At 63.9% G+C, this 14,316-nt stretch carries 17 protein-coding genes and 1 pseudogene; 13 read left to right on the top strand and 5 right to left on the bottom strand.

From position 1 onward, the window contains the following. From AC5P56_RS17025 to AC5P56_RS16985, 9 genes and pseudogenes are all read left to right on the top strand, one after another. Positions 1-437: pseudogene (locus tag AC5P56_RS17025) on the top strand (TrbL/VirB6 family protein); the annotation flags it as partial. Positions 438-448: 11 nt separating this feature from the next. Next, positions 449-994, top strand: coding sequence for a DUF4189 domain-containing protein (locus AC5P56_RS17020; protein WP_232463028.1), 546 nt, complete (start codon positions 449-451; stop codon positions 992-994). Between the two features lie 279 nt (positions 995-1,273). Beyond that, the gene (locus AC5P56_RS17015; RefSeq protein ID WP_478408993.1) at positions 1,274-1,807 is read left to right on the top strand and encodes a DUF4189 domain-containing protein; all 534 of its coding nucleotides are present in this window, start codon (positions 1,274-1,276) and stop codon (positions 1,805-1,807) included. 269 nt (positions 1,808-2,076) lie between these two features. Beyond that, positions 2,077-2,244: a hypothetical protein gene (locus AC5P56_RS17010; RefSeq protein ID WP_321186030.1), complete on the top strand. Its 168-nt coding sequence runs from the start codon at positions 2,077-2,079 to the stop codon at positions 2,242-2,244. 115 nt (positions 2,245-2,359) lie between these two features. Next, complete coding sequence (locus tag AC5P56_RS17005; RefSeq protein ID WP_495231827.1) at positions 2,360-3,115, top strand: DUF4189 domain-containing protein; 756 nt, start codon at positions 2,360-2,362, stop codon at positions 3,113-3,115. Between the two features lie 220 nt (positions 3,116-3,335). After that, entirely contained in the window at positions 3,336-4,349 is a 1,014-nt protein-coding gene (locus AC5P56_RS17000; protein WP_288495167.1) for a hypothetical protein, read from the top strand. Positions 4,350-4,839: 490 nt separating this feature from the next. After that, complete coding sequence (locus tag AC5P56_RS16995) at positions 4,840-5,376, top strand: hypothetical protein (RefSeq protein WP_014647568.1); 537 nt, start codon at positions 4,840-4,842, stop codon at positions 5,374-5,376. A 57-nt stretch (positions 5,377-5,433) separates the two neighbouring features. After that, on the top strand, positions 5,434-6,441 hold the full coding sequence (locus AC5P56_RS16990) for an XVIPCD domain-containing protein (protein WP_343229548.1): 1,008 nt from the start codon (positions 5,434-5,436) through the stop codon (positions 6,439-6,441). Between the two features lie 96 nt (positions 6,442-6,537). After that, positions 6,538-7,806, top strand: a complete 1,269-nt coding sequence (locus tag AC5P56_RS16985; RefSeq protein ID WP_481452856.1) for a hypothetical protein — start codon at positions 6,538-6,540, stop codon at positions 7,804-7,806. A 52-nt stretch (positions 7,807-7,858) separates the two neighbouring features. Here AC5P56_RS16985 and AC5P56_RS16980 read toward each other — a convergent pair whose 3' ends face one another. The 3 genes from AC5P56_RS16980 to AC5P56_RS16970 are packed head-to-tail and all read right to left on the bottom strand — an operon-like array spanning position 7,859 to position 10,537. Continuing rightward, a complete protein-coding gene (locus tag AC5P56_RS16980; protein ID WP_046431302.1) occupies positions 7,859-9,187 on the bottom strand; it encodes an XVIPCD domain-containing protein in 1,329 nt (442 codons plus the stop codon). Continuing rightward, positions 9,184-9,837: a hypothetical protein gene (locus tag AC5P56_RS16975; protein WP_046431299.1), complete on the bottom strand. Its 654-nt coding sequence runs from the start codon at positions 9,835-9,837 to the stop codon at positions 9,184-9,186. Before AC5P56_RS16975 ends, AC5P56_RS16980 begins: the two co-directional genes overlap by 4 nt. A gap of 43 nt (positions 9,838-9,880) precedes the next feature. Continuing rightward, positions 9,881-10,537, bottom strand: a complete 657-nt coding sequence (locus tag AC5P56_RS16970) for a hypothetical protein (protein WP_495231826.1) — start codon at positions 10,535-10,537, stop codon at positions 9,881-9,883. Between the two features lie 260 nt (positions 10,538-10,797). Here AC5P56_RS16970 and AC5P56_RS16965 point away from each other — a divergent pair, with 260 nt between their 5' ends. Continuing rightward, on the top strand, positions 10,798-11,304 hold the full coding sequence (locus tag AC5P56_RS16965) for a GNAT family N-acetyltransferase (protein WP_049441675.1): 507 nt from the start codon (positions 10,798-10,800) through the stop codon (positions 11,302-11,304). Positions 11,305-11,337: 33 nt separating this feature from the next. Here AC5P56_RS16965 and AC5P56_RS16960 read toward each other — a convergent pair whose 3' ends face one another. Both AC5P56_RS16960 and AC5P56_RS16955 read right to left on the bottom strand, forming a co-directional pair. Further along, positions 11,338-11,775, bottom strand: coding sequence for an acetyltransferase (locus AC5P56_RS16960; protein WP_049441672.1), 438 nt, complete (start codon positions 11,773-11,775; stop codon positions 11,338-11,340). 68 nt (positions 11,776-11,843) lie between these two features. Next, a complete protein-coding gene (locus AC5P56_RS16955; protein ID WP_046431296.1) occupies positions 11,844-12,611 on the bottom strand; it encodes an NAD(P)H-dependent oxidoreductase in 768 nt (255 codons plus the stop codon). A gap of 78 nt (positions 12,612-12,689) precedes the next feature. Here AC5P56_RS16955 and AC5P56_RS16950 point away from each other — a divergent pair, with 78 nt between their 5' ends. The 3 genes from AC5P56_RS16950 to orn all read left to right on the top strand — a co-directional run bounded on the left by AC5P56_RS16950 (position 12,690) and on the right by orn (position 14,297). Beyond that, positions 12,690-13,049, top strand: a complete 360-nt coding sequence (locus tag AC5P56_RS16950; protein ID WP_134809030.1) for a winged helix-turn-helix transcriptional regulator — start codon at positions 12,690-12,692, stop codon at positions 13,047-13,049. Positions 13,050-13,124: 75 nt separating this feature from the next. Then, entirely contained in the window at positions 13,125-13,649 is a 525-nt protein-coding gene (tadA, locus tag AC5P56_RS16945) for a tRNA adenosine(34) deaminase TadA (RefSeq protein WP_014647558.1), read from the top strand. 75 nt (positions 13,650-13,724) lie between these two features. Next, positions 13,725-14,297: an oligoribonuclease gene (orn, locus tag AC5P56_RS16940; RefSeq protein WP_014647557.1), complete on the top strand. Its 573-nt coding sequence runs from the start codon at positions 13,725-13,727 to the stop codon at positions 14,295-14,297. Positions 14,298-14,316 lie beyond the last annotated feature (19 nt).

The following is a 14,316-nucleotide window of genomic DNA, read 5'->3' as shown; positions in this document are numbered from 1 at the left end:
TGGCAGCGATGGTATCGATCGCGCTGGACATGGTGATCCGTGTCTCGACCGCGTTCTGGTCCACCGCCCTGGTCAACAAGTTCCTGCTCGAAGGCGCCTCCAGCGACGGCATGACCAGCCAGGCGATGCAGCAGGGCGGCAGGGGCCTGATTCTCACGACCCTGATCCTGACCGCTCCCCCAATGGCAGCGATGTTCTTCCAGGGCACGCTGGGTAGCGTCATGGCATATTCGCAGATAGGTGGATCCCCGGCAGCTCAGCCAGGTCCGCAGGGTCAGCCGCCGGGCTCCTATACGCCGCCGGCGCCGAGTGCTAATGCGGCTCAGACTACGACAACACAGGCTGATGTATCCTCGCGGGTGTCGGGGCAGGGGGCATCTCCAGGCCAATCCGAAATTGATCTAGGTCGTTATGGTCTGGCAAACAAAGTTAAGTAAGGTGTATTCCTATGATCCAACGTCCTTATAGTGTTGCAATGCTGCGGAAAGTCATTATGGTGCTTGCAATTGGTTGCATTGCACTATTGAGTGTTCCGCTTGTGGCGAGCGCAGAAGGTCGTTGCCCTCCTGGTTCGTATCCCATTGGCGGACAAGGCGTCGGGGGATGTGCGCCAATCGCCAGCGGCGGTGGCGCGCCCCAGGAGGCACGACCAACAGGACGTTGGATCAAAACCTGGGGTGCAATCGCAACGTCCTCAACTGGCGAAGTTGGCGTGGCAATTGAGAAGCTCTCAAAGTCTGATGCAGCCAAGGAAGCAGTTTCTCAATGCGTCAAGTTGGGTGGCCGTGATTGCAAAATGGCGCAGGCTTATAAAAATCAATGTATTGCGTTGATCTCGCCAACTACATCTGAGCGCGGAGGTTCTGTGATCTCAAGTGCGGAAACCGAGCAGGTCGCTACTCAGTTGGCGATGAAGACCTGCACCACGCGGGGTAGTGCGGGGTGCAGCAAACTGTACAGTGCTTGTACTAAGCCGCTTTTTGAGAGCTTTTAATCGTAGTTGGGGCGAAGAGCGCATCACATGCGGTCAGTCATGGATTGACTTTCGACCAGTTGGTGAATTCAGTGGCCCTACTCAGGAAATTCCTGCAGTCTTCACCAACGTTTGTGGAGGAATGACACGCCGGATAAGCCTTCGACGAGCGGTGGCAGTCAATCGGGCGGTTCGACTTCAGTTGGGAGTAATGTCGTAGTGACGGGCAGTAACTCCACAGTCGGGTCAGGAAATTCTGATACTGGCCGTAAAGGCTTAGCTTCACATTAGGAGCCGGAAATGAAGTCAATTCGTGTCTATTCAGTTGCAGTACTCCTTCTGGGTATGGGAGTCATTGCCAGCCTGCCACAGACGGCCAGTGCGGAAGGAAGATGTCCTCCCGGTCAGTATCCAATTGGTGGTCAGGGAGTGGGTGGCTGCGCCCCCATTCCGGGGGGTAACACTGGAACGGTATCGGCGGCGCCAGTTGCAACGGGGCGCTGGATCAAAACTTGGGGCGCCATCGCTTTGGCCAAGGGCGGGGACGTAGGAGTAGCTCTTGGTAAACGAAAGAAGGGAGACGCAGCTTCTGAGTCGCTTGCCAATTGTGGACAGCGTGGGGCAACGGATTGCAAGGTTGTGTTGGCGTTCAATAATCAATGCGCTGCATTCGTATCACCCAGTGACGCAAGGTTTGGTGGCTCTACGTTTGCGCGTGCGGCTTCTGTCGATGCTGCGAGCAAGATGGCTGTGGATGCTTGCGTGAGACAGGGAAGTAACGGTTGCAAGGTCATTTATTCCGGGTGCACCGAGCCAGAGTTTGAGAAATTCTGATTTAGGTTTCGGCTGCTGCTATGGTCGGAAACGACAAGTAGCCGGGATTTGCAGATCGAAGAGCGCCTGTCGTCGATACACGGGGCTACGTCAAACTTCGACTGCATGAATCATCTGAGTGATTCCGGACTTCAGCAGGACAAGGCTCGGGTCATTCGATTAATCGCCCCCGGCACGGGTGGCCCAGCAGTGACTGTGAGTTCAATGTCGCTGCTGTTCAACAAACCAAGCAGCTGTTCCCACGATGGCTGTTCTACGGCATTGGAACCATGTTCTCCATGGCGGTGCTGGCGGCGATGGTCTCGATCGCGCTGGACATGGTGATCCGCGTGTCTGCCTCGTTCTGGATGACGCCGCTTGTGAACAAGTCCCCGCTCATGGGCGCGTCCAGTGACGGTATGACCAGTCAGGCGATGCAGCAGGGCGGCATGGATTGATCCTGACGACCTTGATTCTGACCCTCAATGGCGGCCATGTTCTTCCAGGGCATGCTGGGTGGCTTCGTGGCATATTCGCAGATAGGTGGCAGCCCTGCGGCGGCGCCTGGTCCGAATGGGCAGCCGCCGGGCAGCTATACACCTGCGCAGACGACAAATGCGGCAACGCATCAGCACGCTCCCGTTGCTCAGGCGGCTGGTGGTCGGACGATGGATGACGGCGGATCGAGCGGTGGAGTTGGCCCGGGGACATATGGAAGGTTCTCTGGCTAGCAATTTTCCCCCCAAGGGCATTGCCCGGTTGTTTTTTTGGGAGTTTTTTTGCATGAGTCGAGTTCTTCTGGCGGTTGCATTCTTCATGGCCCCGCTGACAGCTCTGGCGGAAGGGCGGTGCCCACCAGGGCAGTATCCAGTGGGTAGTGAGCAGGGAGTGCTCGGTTGTGCTCCGATCCTTGGAGGCGCAGCGGGGACCGGTGAAACATCCGCCCCTGTGCCAACTGGGAAGTGGGAAACTCGTTGGGGTGCAGTCGCTGAAGATCGGGAGCCTGAACCGGGGAGTCCGACGTCTACTGGCGCTGTAATAGGCCAGAAATCAAAGCGGGCCGCGGAGGCGTTAGCGCTTGAGAGATGTGAACGAAGCGGTGGAAGAAAGTGCTACGTTCGAATGGCCTACCACAATCAATGTGCAGCGATTGCAGACGTTGTTTATAGCGGGAGTATGGCTGGAGGAAAGTCAACTGCAGTAAGTGCAGAGACTTTGGAGAAGGCTAAGAGCTTGGCTCTGACTCAGTGTTCAACACTCAATACGGGGGCGGCTTGCGAGGTTGCCTATTCCGCCTGCAGCATGTCTGAGTTCAAGTCATTCCGCTGATGTGAATGCTGGGATTGGTTGGGCATGGTTGCATGCTGAAGTTCTGCTTGTGTCTTTTAGGGGGGGGCTGCTGAAAAGCGGGCCATTTCTATTCTTCGCTCCTGAGTAAGGCGTCGGCTTTGTGTTACGGGTGGGCGTCCCTCGATGCGACGCGCCAGGCCGTGCTATAAGGCCCCATTCGCGATGCCGTAGGTCTTCGCGCCATTCGAAGGAACGAATCATGCCGAATCCCGGCCGTGTTGCCTCGCTGATTGGCGGACTGCTGTTCGCCTCGTCGGCCCATGCCGCTGATAGCTGGGTCATCTTCACCGGTGGCGAAACGCCGAACCGCGAGGCGTGGGTGGTCGATGCACAATCGCTCGCCGACCGCTCGGATCTGGTCGGTTTTCTGCAGCGTGCCACGCCGGCAGAGCAGAACGCGTACCTGAAGCAGTTGCGCCGCAGGAAGCCGGCGAAGCCCGGTGACCCAGTTGCGGGTCCGGAGCCGGTGTACGAAATCCAGGTCAATACCGTCTACGAGAACGCGACCAAACCGAATCGACTGGTCAGAAAGTACTGGGTGAACTGTTCGCAGAACAGCGTGGCCATCAGGACGAGCCTGATCCAGTGGCGCGATCGGCCAATGGAGAACGTCCCGCCGGATAAGTTCGAACCGCAGGCCGAGGCGATTGCTCCCTGGCAGGTGCAACTGGTGCGGTTTGCCTGTCTAGTTGGGCCTGATCCCAAGGCCAAGGTGCCAGCGGAAATGATGAAGCGTGGCTTCCTTTCCATCGGTGACGTCGGGCAATCGCCTGTGGATTTCATCTGGGCCAGCCTGTGGAAGGACGGCAAACGTCCAGCATTCACCTATCTGCCGGGCAACGCTGAAATGGATCGTACTGTGCGTAGCCTGGAAGCGACTGTGGCGCGCGGCCAGAGTGAAACCAGCAAAGCTCTGGATGAGTCGCGGCGCGCAGCCAACCGAGTGGGTCGCAACAATCTCATGGACCTGTGGATCGGCAAGACAGAGCAGGAATTCGTGCGGACGTGGGGCCCACCGGATCGTGTGGAGAACGGGGCCGATGGTTCGCGCACGTTGTACCTGCATCGTGGCGAGCGTGTGCAGGGATTGAATGCTTCTGGGCATGTCGTCAGTGACGTAAACAATCGATGCGATATCACGGTGCTGACGACGGACGGCTACGTCCGCGACTACGCCACACAGGGGGCCGCATGCGCCCAGCAGTTGCGCTGAGCGCTATTGCTGGCCACAACGCGAGGAAGCATGGCTTGTGCTGGGTCCCGCACCCGTCGACTTAAGCGGCGTAGGCTTTCCGTGCAACATCGCCCCGGCCGGACCAGACCGTATGTGGGAATGCGAGCCATACCTGCGGTGCCATCCACCGCGTGTCTGATTGTCGGATAAGCCACCATTCACGTTAACCGCGCTGTTTCTGTGATCAAGTGCGCTTTTCATCCCAAGCACCCTTCGACGAGCGCTGCCTCCTCGAAGTAAGCTGCGTGCGCGTCAAAATCCCGACGCGCCGGTGCCATCGAACACAGGAGCTTTTCCGTCCATGAGGACTGTGTCCCCCCGCGGTGCGGGTGACGCTTGCCACCATCGCGGTTGCCGTGGGCTCGGGGCTATCATCCGCCATGGCGGCCGCAGGGCACGTGCGAGGCATCGCCCCGTTTCCGGCCTCCGCTCGGGAACTGGCAAGACGGGATTGAAGGAGTTGCAGGGGATGGAGAAGGGGAGTGGCACGCACATGGACAATGCCCTGGCGTTCGTTCCGTCCGGCGCGAACCTGCTGGAAGCCGTACGCGGCGATCTGACCGGCAATGGTTTCCAGGACCAGCTCCTGGTGATCGACCAACCTCCTCCGGAGGGCTTGCTGCCCGGCGAGCACGGACCGAACCGGGTCCTGCTGTTGCTGCTGGGCGATGCCACGGGCCGCTGGCAGCTGGCGGCACGCAACGACAAGCTGGTGCCGTGCTCAACGCGCGGTGGCATTGCCGGTGATCCCTTCGCCTACGTGACGATTGAAGACGGCGCGTTCAGCGTGATCACCAACGGCGGGAGCCGCGAACGCTGGAGCAGCATCTACACCTTCCGGTATGCACCTGCCGAGCAGGCGTGCTGGGTGCATGGCGTGCAGCGCAAGGTGGTGGACACCGAAACCGAAGCAACCCACACGCGCGATTTCTCCGCGGCCGAGCTTGGCCGGGTGCGGTTCGAGGATTTCGATCCGTCCGTCGTCGCCGACGTGAGCTTGCCTTGAGTGCCATGCCTGTGAGGAGGCGGGAGTATCCAACGATGATCGAGCAGGAGTTTCACCGTGTCGCAGGATAGGGAGTCGTTGCTGTTGCGGCAGGCCACGGAGGCCGGCATGACTTCGTCCCGGGAACTGGCCAACTTCATGGCGCAGGCCGGGCATGAATCCCGTGGCTTGAGCCGTCTCAACGAGAGTTTCAACTTCACCCGGGGCATCTCGCAGATCCCGGTGGAAGCAGCGTGGCGCAATGGCAACGGCGCGCTTGAGAGCGCCCGCCAGGAGGCGCTGCGTGGGCGGCCGGAGAACCTGGCCGAACTGATGTATGGCGGGCGCATGGGCAATGACGCGCCCGGTGATGCACTGAAGTATCACGGCCGCGGCTATCTGCCGCTGGTCGGCAAGGAGAACTATGAGCGTGCCGGCAAGGCGCTGGAACTGGACCTGGTGAATCACCCGGAACTGGCCGCACAGCCCGAGCACGCAGGTCGCATTGCCGTGTGGCAGTGGCAGACGCGGGTGCCGGAGACGGCACGCGAGGATGTGCGCGAAGCCACGCGTGCCCTGAATGGCGCGCTCAACGGCATCGAAGCCCGCCAGCAGCGCTTTGACGTGTGGCAGCAGAAGCTGACGCCCGATGTGATGGCGCGGCTGGAGCGTGGCGAAGTGGGGGCGCCGGCCCAGCAGGCAACGGGACGCGACATGTCGCAACCGGGCGAGCCGGGATACATTTTGTTCCTGGGAGCGCGCCAGCACCTGCAGCAGATGGGGCAGCAAAGCGGAATGCGCAGCGCGCAGGAACTGGACAATGCCGCCGGCGCACTGGCGCTGAGCGCGCAGAAGGCCGGAATGTTGCGTATCGACCACCTGTTGGCCGGCAATGACGGTCGCACGCTGTTTGCCGTGCAGGGCGCGCTGGGCGATCCGGCCATGCTGCGCGCATCGGTCGATCGCGAACAGGCGGCGCAGCAGCCGCTGGCGCAGAGCAGCCAGCAATTGGCTGCCAATGTCGCCCAGCAGGACCCGGCGGCCGCGCTCGCCCGCGAGCAGGAGCAGCGTTCTCGATCCCTGTAACACCGATGCCGGCGGGCAGGGTGCCCGCTGGCGCTTCATGTACGACGCGTGGCGCCCTGTGGCGCCGACATGGAAACCCACCCGTAAGGACACCACATGCGAATCGTTCCCCCGAATGCCCGCCACGCCGCTGCCCGCTGCAATGCACCCGTGCGCCGCCTGCCGCCGCTCTGGCTGCTGTCACTTGGACTTGCCGCAGCGTCGGCACAGGCTCAGGAGGCAGCGGCGCCCGTCGTGGAGACGCGCCCCGCTGCCGAGGCTACCGTTGAGGCGCCTGCAGGGGCGGCGCCCGTTGCAGCGCCCGCGGCGGCCGACGCCGTTGTCGCGGCGCCGGCTCCCGAAGTACCGGCTGCCGCGACACCCCCTGCGACACCGGTGGTGGACACGCAGCCGGCGCCGGCTGCGGACCCGGCGCCTGCGCCCGTTCCGCCCGCAGCGGCGGCGCCTGTGGCTGCACCGCCTACAGTCGTCGAGTCAGCGGTCCCGGCGGTAGCGCCGGCACCGCCTGCATTGGCCATCGTGCCGTTGCCGCCCGAGCAGGCGACCGAGCGTGCGCTCGGTGCCCGCTGCCCGGTGGATCTGGCCGGGCGGCTGGCGAGCCAGGGCGACCTGCTGATCGGCGCCTGCCAGGGCACCATGCCGGCGCATCTGGCTGCGATGCTGGTCGCGCTGCCCGAGCAGGACATCCACCTGCCGCGCAGCTGGCGCGAGCGTGAGGTGCGGCAGAAGGCCTGGTTCAAGGCGGTGCCGGGCTACGGCCAGCGCCCGGACTTCATCGTGCGGATGGGCGACATCTGGGTGCGCTCGTTGGAAGGGCGCGACGCCGACAGCACGTTCTACCTGGTGTCGGCGCCGTTCACCTGCAGCGACCAGGTCGCCAACCGGGATGAGTACGGCGCGGAGCCGGTCCGCGTGCCAGCGGGTGAATGCCGCGAGGCCCATGTGGCCCAGCGTGTGTACCAGGTCCGCGGGGATGCGGCGCCGAGGGATGTAACCACCGATGCCATGCCGGCCATGCCGCAGCAGACGGAAGCGGATCGTGCGCGGCAGCTGTCGCGTGAGGGACGGATCAGCCTGGACCATAGCAAGTTGCAGTACGGCCCGGCCATGCGCTGGTTCGTGCAGTATCCGGAGTCGGCGCAGAAGGGTGGTCCGCGCGTCTACAGTGACTGGAACCGTGAGCACATCGCGTTCGTGGTCTGGACCGGCGATCGCTTCGAGCTGCGCGACAAAGTCGCGCGGGCGCAGTGGCCCTGTGATCCGGTGGCGCCCGGCGATCGCGCCTGCGGTGGATTCCCGGATTCCGGGCCGGATCTGTTCGTGACGGCCGGAGCATCCGTGCCAATGGCAGCGTCCAGCCCCTGAGCCGGAGTTTCGAAGTGATGCGGGAGCCGGGCTGACCGGCTCCCGCGCTGCATCAGGCCTGCAGGCTGCGGGTCTGATTCTGCTGCTGTTCCAGCTGCTGGTCGCGCTCAAGTGCAAGGCGCTGACCTGCGGCCTGCTGGTCGATGCGCTGGCTGCTCTGTTCCAGCGGTGTGTTCATCGCCACCGCCGTATCCACTGACACGCGAAGGTGGGCCGGGTCACCGCCCTGGCCCTGCACGGCGAAGCTGCGCGAGGCATCGGCATTCATGACCACCTCGTCGATGCGCTTGCCGCCCGCCGCATGCATTTCGGCGGCCAGGCTGCCGGCCAGTTGCGTGCTCATTACGTCTGGTACCCGGCCGACGCGGACGTCCTGCGCGTGCACGCCACGGATCGCGTCGTTGAACAGTGGGTTGCCCACATGGTTGGCGTCGTCCATGCGCAGCATGCTGGTGTGATGGCCATTCTTCTCCGCTTCGCGGCGTGCCGGCTCACCGGGCTGCAGCGGGCCGCGGATATGGTCGTACAGATCGACGGCGCCGCCCGGAATGCCGCGCGCCGCGCGGGTGACACCACGGCGCAGTGATTCAACGTCGTCGCGGTACTCCTCGATCATCCTGGCGTTGTCTTTTGCCAGCTTCTGCGTTTCCGGGTGTTTCAGCACCGAGCCGTCGCCGAGGAAGTTGCCCAGCTTGTGCGCGCCGAACGAGCTGCCTGCTGCGACGAGCGGGCTGTCCGGGATAAGGGCGCGCAACGAGTGATTGCTGAAGCCGTTTGCGGCGAGTGTCTTGATCTCATCCGGCTTGGCGTAGATGCGCACTTGGCCGAAGTGCGGCGAGGCAGAGCTGACCGGATCGGAGGCCATGACATGGTTGATCATGGTGTTGCCGCCTTCCGGGATGCGGTAGCTGAGGCTGACCGCGCCATAGGCGTTGAAGGTCTCGCCCTTGACGTTGAAATGGTGCGAGGTGATCTGGGCCAGAGCGCCGCCGAGGGAGTGACCGGTGACGGTGACCTGGGGGGCATGTCCGCCATTCAAGCGTCCCTGCAATGCGGCAGTTTCGAGTGTTCGCTGTGTCAACGCGATCGCGTCCGGCGCCTGCACATTGGTGCGCGCAACCACCATGCCGCCATCGGTCAGAATCGCGTCGCGAGCTATCTGCTCGGTGCCACGATGCGCAATGACGATCTCTTTGCTGTCTACGCGCTGATAGACGGTCCCTTGATAGCCGTTGAGACGATTATTGACATGCTCAAGAATCTTGTACTCATGGCCGTTTAAGGTGACTTTCTCTTCTTGGCCGGGTTCACGTCGGCCGACGGCCCGATCCTTGTAGGCGTCATCAGATAACGCAGCGTAATCCTGGGAGGTGATGGTCACGGCGCCACCTCACTTGCGGAGAGGGTGATCGTAAACAGCTTGTCCTGAAGATCAGGGGCGTAATTGCTGCGATCGGGTTCGCCACTGGCGGGGAAATTGGGAACGCGATCTGCCTTCGGATAGACCAGATCCGGATAGTAGAGCGTATGCGCGCCACCTTCGGTCAGTGGCTTGGCGTCAACGAAGGTTAGGAAGCGGGTCTCTTCTTCAGCGCCCGTTGCCTTCAACATCGCCCCAGCGCCAGTGAACTCCCAACGGCACACGCCGCGGCCGTAGTAGTCTTCATCCAGCATGCGATCCACATACAGCGTGCCGCGGTACTCGCCATCAGCGACCTTGCGCAGCTCCACCGGTTCCTGGCTGGTAATCCGTGCGGCCGTGCCGGTGGCCGGCTCGATATAGCCACACTGGTCTTCGTTGGTGACGTCGTACTGTGCGACGCCTTCGACCACCGCAAAATCGCCGGGGGCGTCCTTTAGGCGCAGCACCAGTTCATAGGCCTTGCGCGGGCTGGGGTTGAGCTTGGCGAGGCCGCGCCCACCCTGGGCGACATCGGCTTCAGCAGCGGCACGTTCCTGGTTCATGGCGGTCTCCGGATGGCAGGCGGTCAACAGAAGCAGAGCAAGGCACGGAATCATCTTGTGGCGCAATGTCGGCCTCCTGGTGTGTAGGGGGAAATGTGGCACTGGCAGCTCATGGCGCGAGCGTCCGCACAGTGGTTGTGGTCGAGAACAGCGCGTCGCGCAGTTCCTCCTTGTAGGCCGACGGATCTTCTTTGCCGCTGGCAGGGAAGTTGGCAGCGAGCTCGGCGCGGGGATAAGCAGTCTTCGGATAGTAGAGAGTCAACGGCGATCCCGCGTCCATGCGCTTCTTGTCGATGAACGTCAGGAATCGCGTATCAGCTTCGCCGGTCGTGGCACGCAACATCGCGCCAACGCCGGTCAGCGTCCAGTGGCACGTACCGCGATCGTAATAGTCCTGGTCCTGCATGCGGTCGAGGTAGAACGTACCGCGGTATTCGTTCTCGCCCGTCCTGCGCAGTTCCACCGGTTCCTGGCTGGTGATGCGGCTGGCCGTGCCGGTGGACCAGATGACCCTCCCGCAGTCTCCGTAGTTGCTCACGTCATACTGGGCCACGCCCTCAACAACCGCGAACGGGCCTGGCGCGCCCTTCAGTGTCAGCACCAGCTCATAGGCCTGCTTCGGCGCCGGGTTGAGTTTGGCCAGGCCGCGTCCACCCGCGGCGACGTCGCGCTCGGCATCGGCGTAGGGCGAGCATGCCGCCAGCAGGACGAGGGCGAGCGCTGCCAGCAGCGGCCGTCCCCTGTGTGCGAGGTGCGCTACACCCATGGCCCGATCCTGCATCGTGCGTCCGTGTCCATCTATCCTTCCTGGGTGGCAGGTTTCTCGATTATGGAACGTGCCGGGAGCCCTGTGCCACCCCTTGGAGACGGATTTTTGACGCTCCCGGGGCGCGCCGCCGGCAGATCGCTTGCCGCACAGGGCATCCGATCGTCGCGTTGGCTCTGACGCCGAACGCAGGTTCGCCGCTGAATCCGTGACCGGAATCGATCATTCACATGTCCATCACTTCATCAAAGGTGTTGTCCTTGAACTGCACGATCCGCCCTGAAACCCGCGAAGACCACGCGGTCATCCATGCACTCACCGAGGCGGCCTTCCGCGAAGCCCCGCACAGCAGCCACACCGAGCAGTTCATTGTGGATGCGCTGCGTTCGCGTGGAGAGTTGAGTCTTTCGCTGGTCGCCGAGAAGGACGGGCAGGTCGTCGGGCACATCGCGCTGTCGCCGGTGACGATCAGCGATGGCAGCACCGGCTGGTTCGGCCTCGGGCCAATCTCGGTACTGCCGGACTGGCAGGGGCAGGGCATCGGTGCGGCGCTGATGCACGCGGCGCTCGGCGCATTGCGTGAGCAGGGGGCACAGGGCTGCGTATTGCTGGGAGAACCCGCGTATTACGGTCGATTCGGATTCCGCGCCGAGCCGGGCCTGGTGCTGCCGGGTGTGCCGCCAGAGTACTTCCAGGCGCTGTGCCTGCGGCCACCGATGGCGCAGGGAGAGGTGCAGTACTCGCCGGCATTCGAGGCCACGGCCTGATGATCGGGGCGGGCCTCGAACATCCGTCGAATGTCAGCCGTTGTACCGGAGATGGATCAGGGGATACGGGCGGCCCTGCGAATCCAGCGGTGAACGTCCGGTTTCGACGAAGCCCATGCGCTGGTAGAAGCCGACGGCCTGCGCGTTCTGTTCGTTGACGTCGGTACTCAGCTGCGGATGCAGGGCCAGCGCGTGCTGCAGCAACTGCCGGCCGATACCGGTGCCGCGTACGTCCGGATCGATGAACAGCGCTTCCATGTGCGTGCCGTCGATCAGCATGAAGCCAAGGGGGCGGTCCTGAGCGTCGACGGCCACGGTCATCGGAGCCTGCGGCAGGAAGCCGGCGACTTCGGCATCGATGGCCTGGCGGTCGTCGGCGCTGAGGAAGTTGTGGGTGGCGTCGACGGCGCGGCGCCAGAGGTCGACGAGGGCGGCGCCGTCGTCGGCGCGCGAGGGACGGAGGGTGGTCATGGGTTCACCAAGGTGCTTGCAAAGAGCGCGTAGTATGGCGCGTCCCGACCCAGCGCGCAGGCGTGGATTCATCCGGTGTTGCGATGGCGGATGAAGGGGCTGTAGGCAGTGGCCTCCGCGCGCAGCACCACGCCATCCTCGAAATCGCCGCTGTCGTTGAAGGGCACGGTGGGCCACCGCGGCCATTGCGCCAGGCGTTCGCGGTAGTAGTGGGTTGCTGCAGCCAATGCCTCGTCGTGTGCCTGCACGCGCTCCGCTGCCAGCCCGGAACGCACGCCATGCACCAGATGCGGCTCCAGCACGTCGAAGCCGACGTAGCGCAGGCTGTACATCAAGGGCCACAGCAACAACCGGGTATCTCCCTCGCGGCCGTCGACGGCGCAGGCCCGTGCCGATGAGCCGGTGGTGACGCTCAGCAACGCACGCTTGCCGCGCATCGCGCCGTGCTCGTGGCGCAGGCGGCTGTTGTACATCGGCCCGTAAACCAGCACGCGATCCAGCCAGCCCTTGAGGATTGCCGGCGGCGCGAACCACCACAGCGGGAACTGCAGGATGACCAGATCCGCGGCCTGCAGCAGCTGCAGATGGCGCTGCACATCGGCGGGCAGCCGACCCTGTTCGGCGCCGTGGCGTTGTTCGCGCTGGGCATCGAAACGGCCGGGCTGCAGGCGACTTGAATGATGGTGGGCCGCTTCCAGCGGATCGAAGCCCTCTGCATACAGGTCGACCACGTCCACCTGCAGCGCGTCATGCCGCAGCTGCTCCGCGGCCTGCGCGGCCAGGTGGGCGTTGAAGGAGCGGGGTTCGGGATGGGCAAGCAGGATCAGGGCGCGCATGGGGCGAGGTGTTCGAGGAGTGTGCGACCATCCTCGCGGCGCCGGTATGCCCCGGCAATTACGCACCTTGAGGTAACCATGGCCTATCCGGGCGATGTCTATGCCGCCGATTGCTCGGCACGCGATGCGCTGGCGCTGATCTCCGGCAAGTGGGTGATGCTGCTGTTGCCGGCGCTGGCGCAGGGCCCGCAACGCAATGGCGCGCTGCTGAGGAAGATCGAAGGGATCTCGCAGAAGGTGTTGACCCAGACCCTGCGGCAGCTGGAGCGCAACGGCCTGGTCGAGCGGTGTGATCTGGGCAGCAAGCCACTGCATGTGGAATACCGGCTGACCGAGGTCGCACATGGACTGGTTGACACGCTGTCCGCCCTGGATCGTTGGGCCGAGCACAACTTCCCGGCGCTGGACGCCGCCCGCGAGCGCTTCGACGCACGTTAGCGGCGCCTGCACGGCCGCGGGCGTACAATGCGGCCCCGGCGGCCATCCTGGCCCTGCAGACACGCGAGAACCGCCATGACCGACGCCCTGGGTGTACCGGTGCACGACGCCGATGAACACTGGATGCGCCATGCGCTGGCGCTGGCCGAGCGTGCGCAGCGCGAGTACGACGAGATCCCCGTTGGTGCGGTACTGGTGGGCGCCGATGGCCAGCTGCTGGGCGAGGGCTGGAACCTCAACATCGCCTCGCACGATCCCAGTGCGCATGCCGAGATCGTGGCCATGCGGGCCGGTGGCACGCGGCTGGCCAATCATCGGCTGCTCGGCAGCACCCTGTACGTGACCCTGGAACCGTGCGCGATGTGCGCGATGGCCATCGTGCATGCACGCGTTGCCCGCCTGGTCTACGGCGCCAGCGACCCCAAGACCGGCGCCTGCGGCAGCGTGTTCGACCTGCTGGGCGATGCCCGCCACAACCACCGGGTGGAGATCCACGGTGGGGTGCTGGCCAAGGAGGCCAGCATGCGCCTGACCAATTATTTCCGTGCCAAGCGTGGCAAGCCGCCGCTGCTGCTGGAAGACCATGCCGGCGAGGCCTGAGGGGGCGAACCGGTATGATGGGCGCCTCTTTCCATCACCGGCAGGCCGCGCGCCTGCCCAGCAACGAGGCGACACATGGCGGACAACGGCGCGGCCAACGAGCGACTGATCTGGATCGACCTGGAAATGACCGGGTTGGATACCGACAACGATTCGATCATCGAGATCGCCACCGTGGTCACCGATGCCCAGCTCAACGTGCTGGCCGAAGGGCCGGAATTCGCCATCCACCACCCGCTGGAAACGCTGGAAGCGATGGACGAGTGGAATCGCAACCAGCACCGCCGCTCGGGCCTGTGGCAGCGCGTGGTGGACAGCACCACCACCCTGGGCCAGGCCGAGGCGCAGACGGTGAACTTCCTGGCGCAGTGGATCCCGGCCGGCCTGTCGCCGATGTGCGGCAACTCGATCTGCCAGGATCGCCGCTTCCTGCACCGCCAGATGCCGCGACTGGAGAAGTACTTCCACTACCGCAACTTGGACGTGTCCACGGTGAAGGAACTGGCCAAGCGCTGGGCGCCGAGCGTGGCCGCTGGCGTCGGCAAGAACAGCAACCACACCGCGCTGAGCGACGTGCACGATTCGATCGCTGAGCTGCGCCACTACCGCCAGTTCATGGGCGCGCTGTCGGGGCTGCCGGTTGCCTGAACAACGACGCCGGGCATGG

The organism is Stenotrophomonas sp. YJH_SMC_131, from assembly GCF_059367975.1.
Note: the sequence above shows the minus strand (reverse complement) of the source record. Positions and strands in the feature narration are given on the sequence as shown.

Coding starts and splice junctions, on each gene's coding strand:
- AC5P56_RS16960 (WP_049441672.1), bottom strand. CDS start 11,775: ATGACCACCCTCCGTCCCTCGCGCGCCGACGACGGCGCCGCCCTCGTC.
- tadA (WP_014647558.1), top strand. CDS start 13,125: ATGACCGACGCCCTGGGTGTACCGGTGCACGACGCCGATGAACACTGG.
- AC5P56_RS17010 (WP_321186030.1), top strand. CDS start 2,077: ATGTTCTCCATGGCGGTGCTGGCGGCGATGGTCTCGATCGCGCTGGAC.
- orn (WP_014647557.1), top strand. CDS start 13,725: ATGGCGGACAACGGCGCGGCCAACGAGCGACTGATCTGGATCGACCTG.
- AC5P56_RS16955 (WP_046431296.1), bottom strand. CDS start 12,611: ATGCGCGCCCTGATCCTGCTTGCCCATCCCGAACCCCGCTCCTTCAAC.
- AC5P56_RS16995 (WP_014647568.1), top strand. CDS start 4,840: ATGGAGAAGGGGAGTGGCACGCACATGGACAATGCCCTGGCGTTCGTT.
- AC5P56_RS16970 (WP_495231826.1), bottom strand. CDS start 10,537: ATGGGTGTAGCGCACCTCGCACACAGGGGACGGCCGCTGCTGGCAGCG.
- AC5P56_RS16950 (WP_134809030.1), top strand. CDS start 12,690: ATGGCCTATCCGGGCGATGTCTATGCCGCCGATTGCTCGGCACGCGAT.
- AC5P56_RS17000 (WP_288495167.1), top strand. CDS start 3,336: ATGCCGAATCCCGGCCGTGTTGCCTCGCTGATTGGCGGACTGCTGTTC.
- AC5P56_RS17015 (WP_478408993.1), top strand. CDS start 1,274: ATGAAGTCAATTCGTGTCTATTCAGTTGCAGTACTCCTTCTGGGTATG.
- AC5P56_RS17005 (WP_495231827.1), top strand. CDS start 2,360: ATGGGCAGCCGCCGGGCAGCTATACACCTGCGCAGACGACAAATGCGG.
- AC5P56_RS17020 (WP_232463028.1), top strand. CDS start 449: ATGATCCAACGTCCTTATAGTGTTGCAATGCTGCGGAAAGTCATTATG.
- AC5P56_RS16985 (WP_481452856.1), top strand. CDS start 6,538: ATGCGAATCGTTCCCCCGAATGCCCGCCACGCCGCTGCCCGCTGCAAT.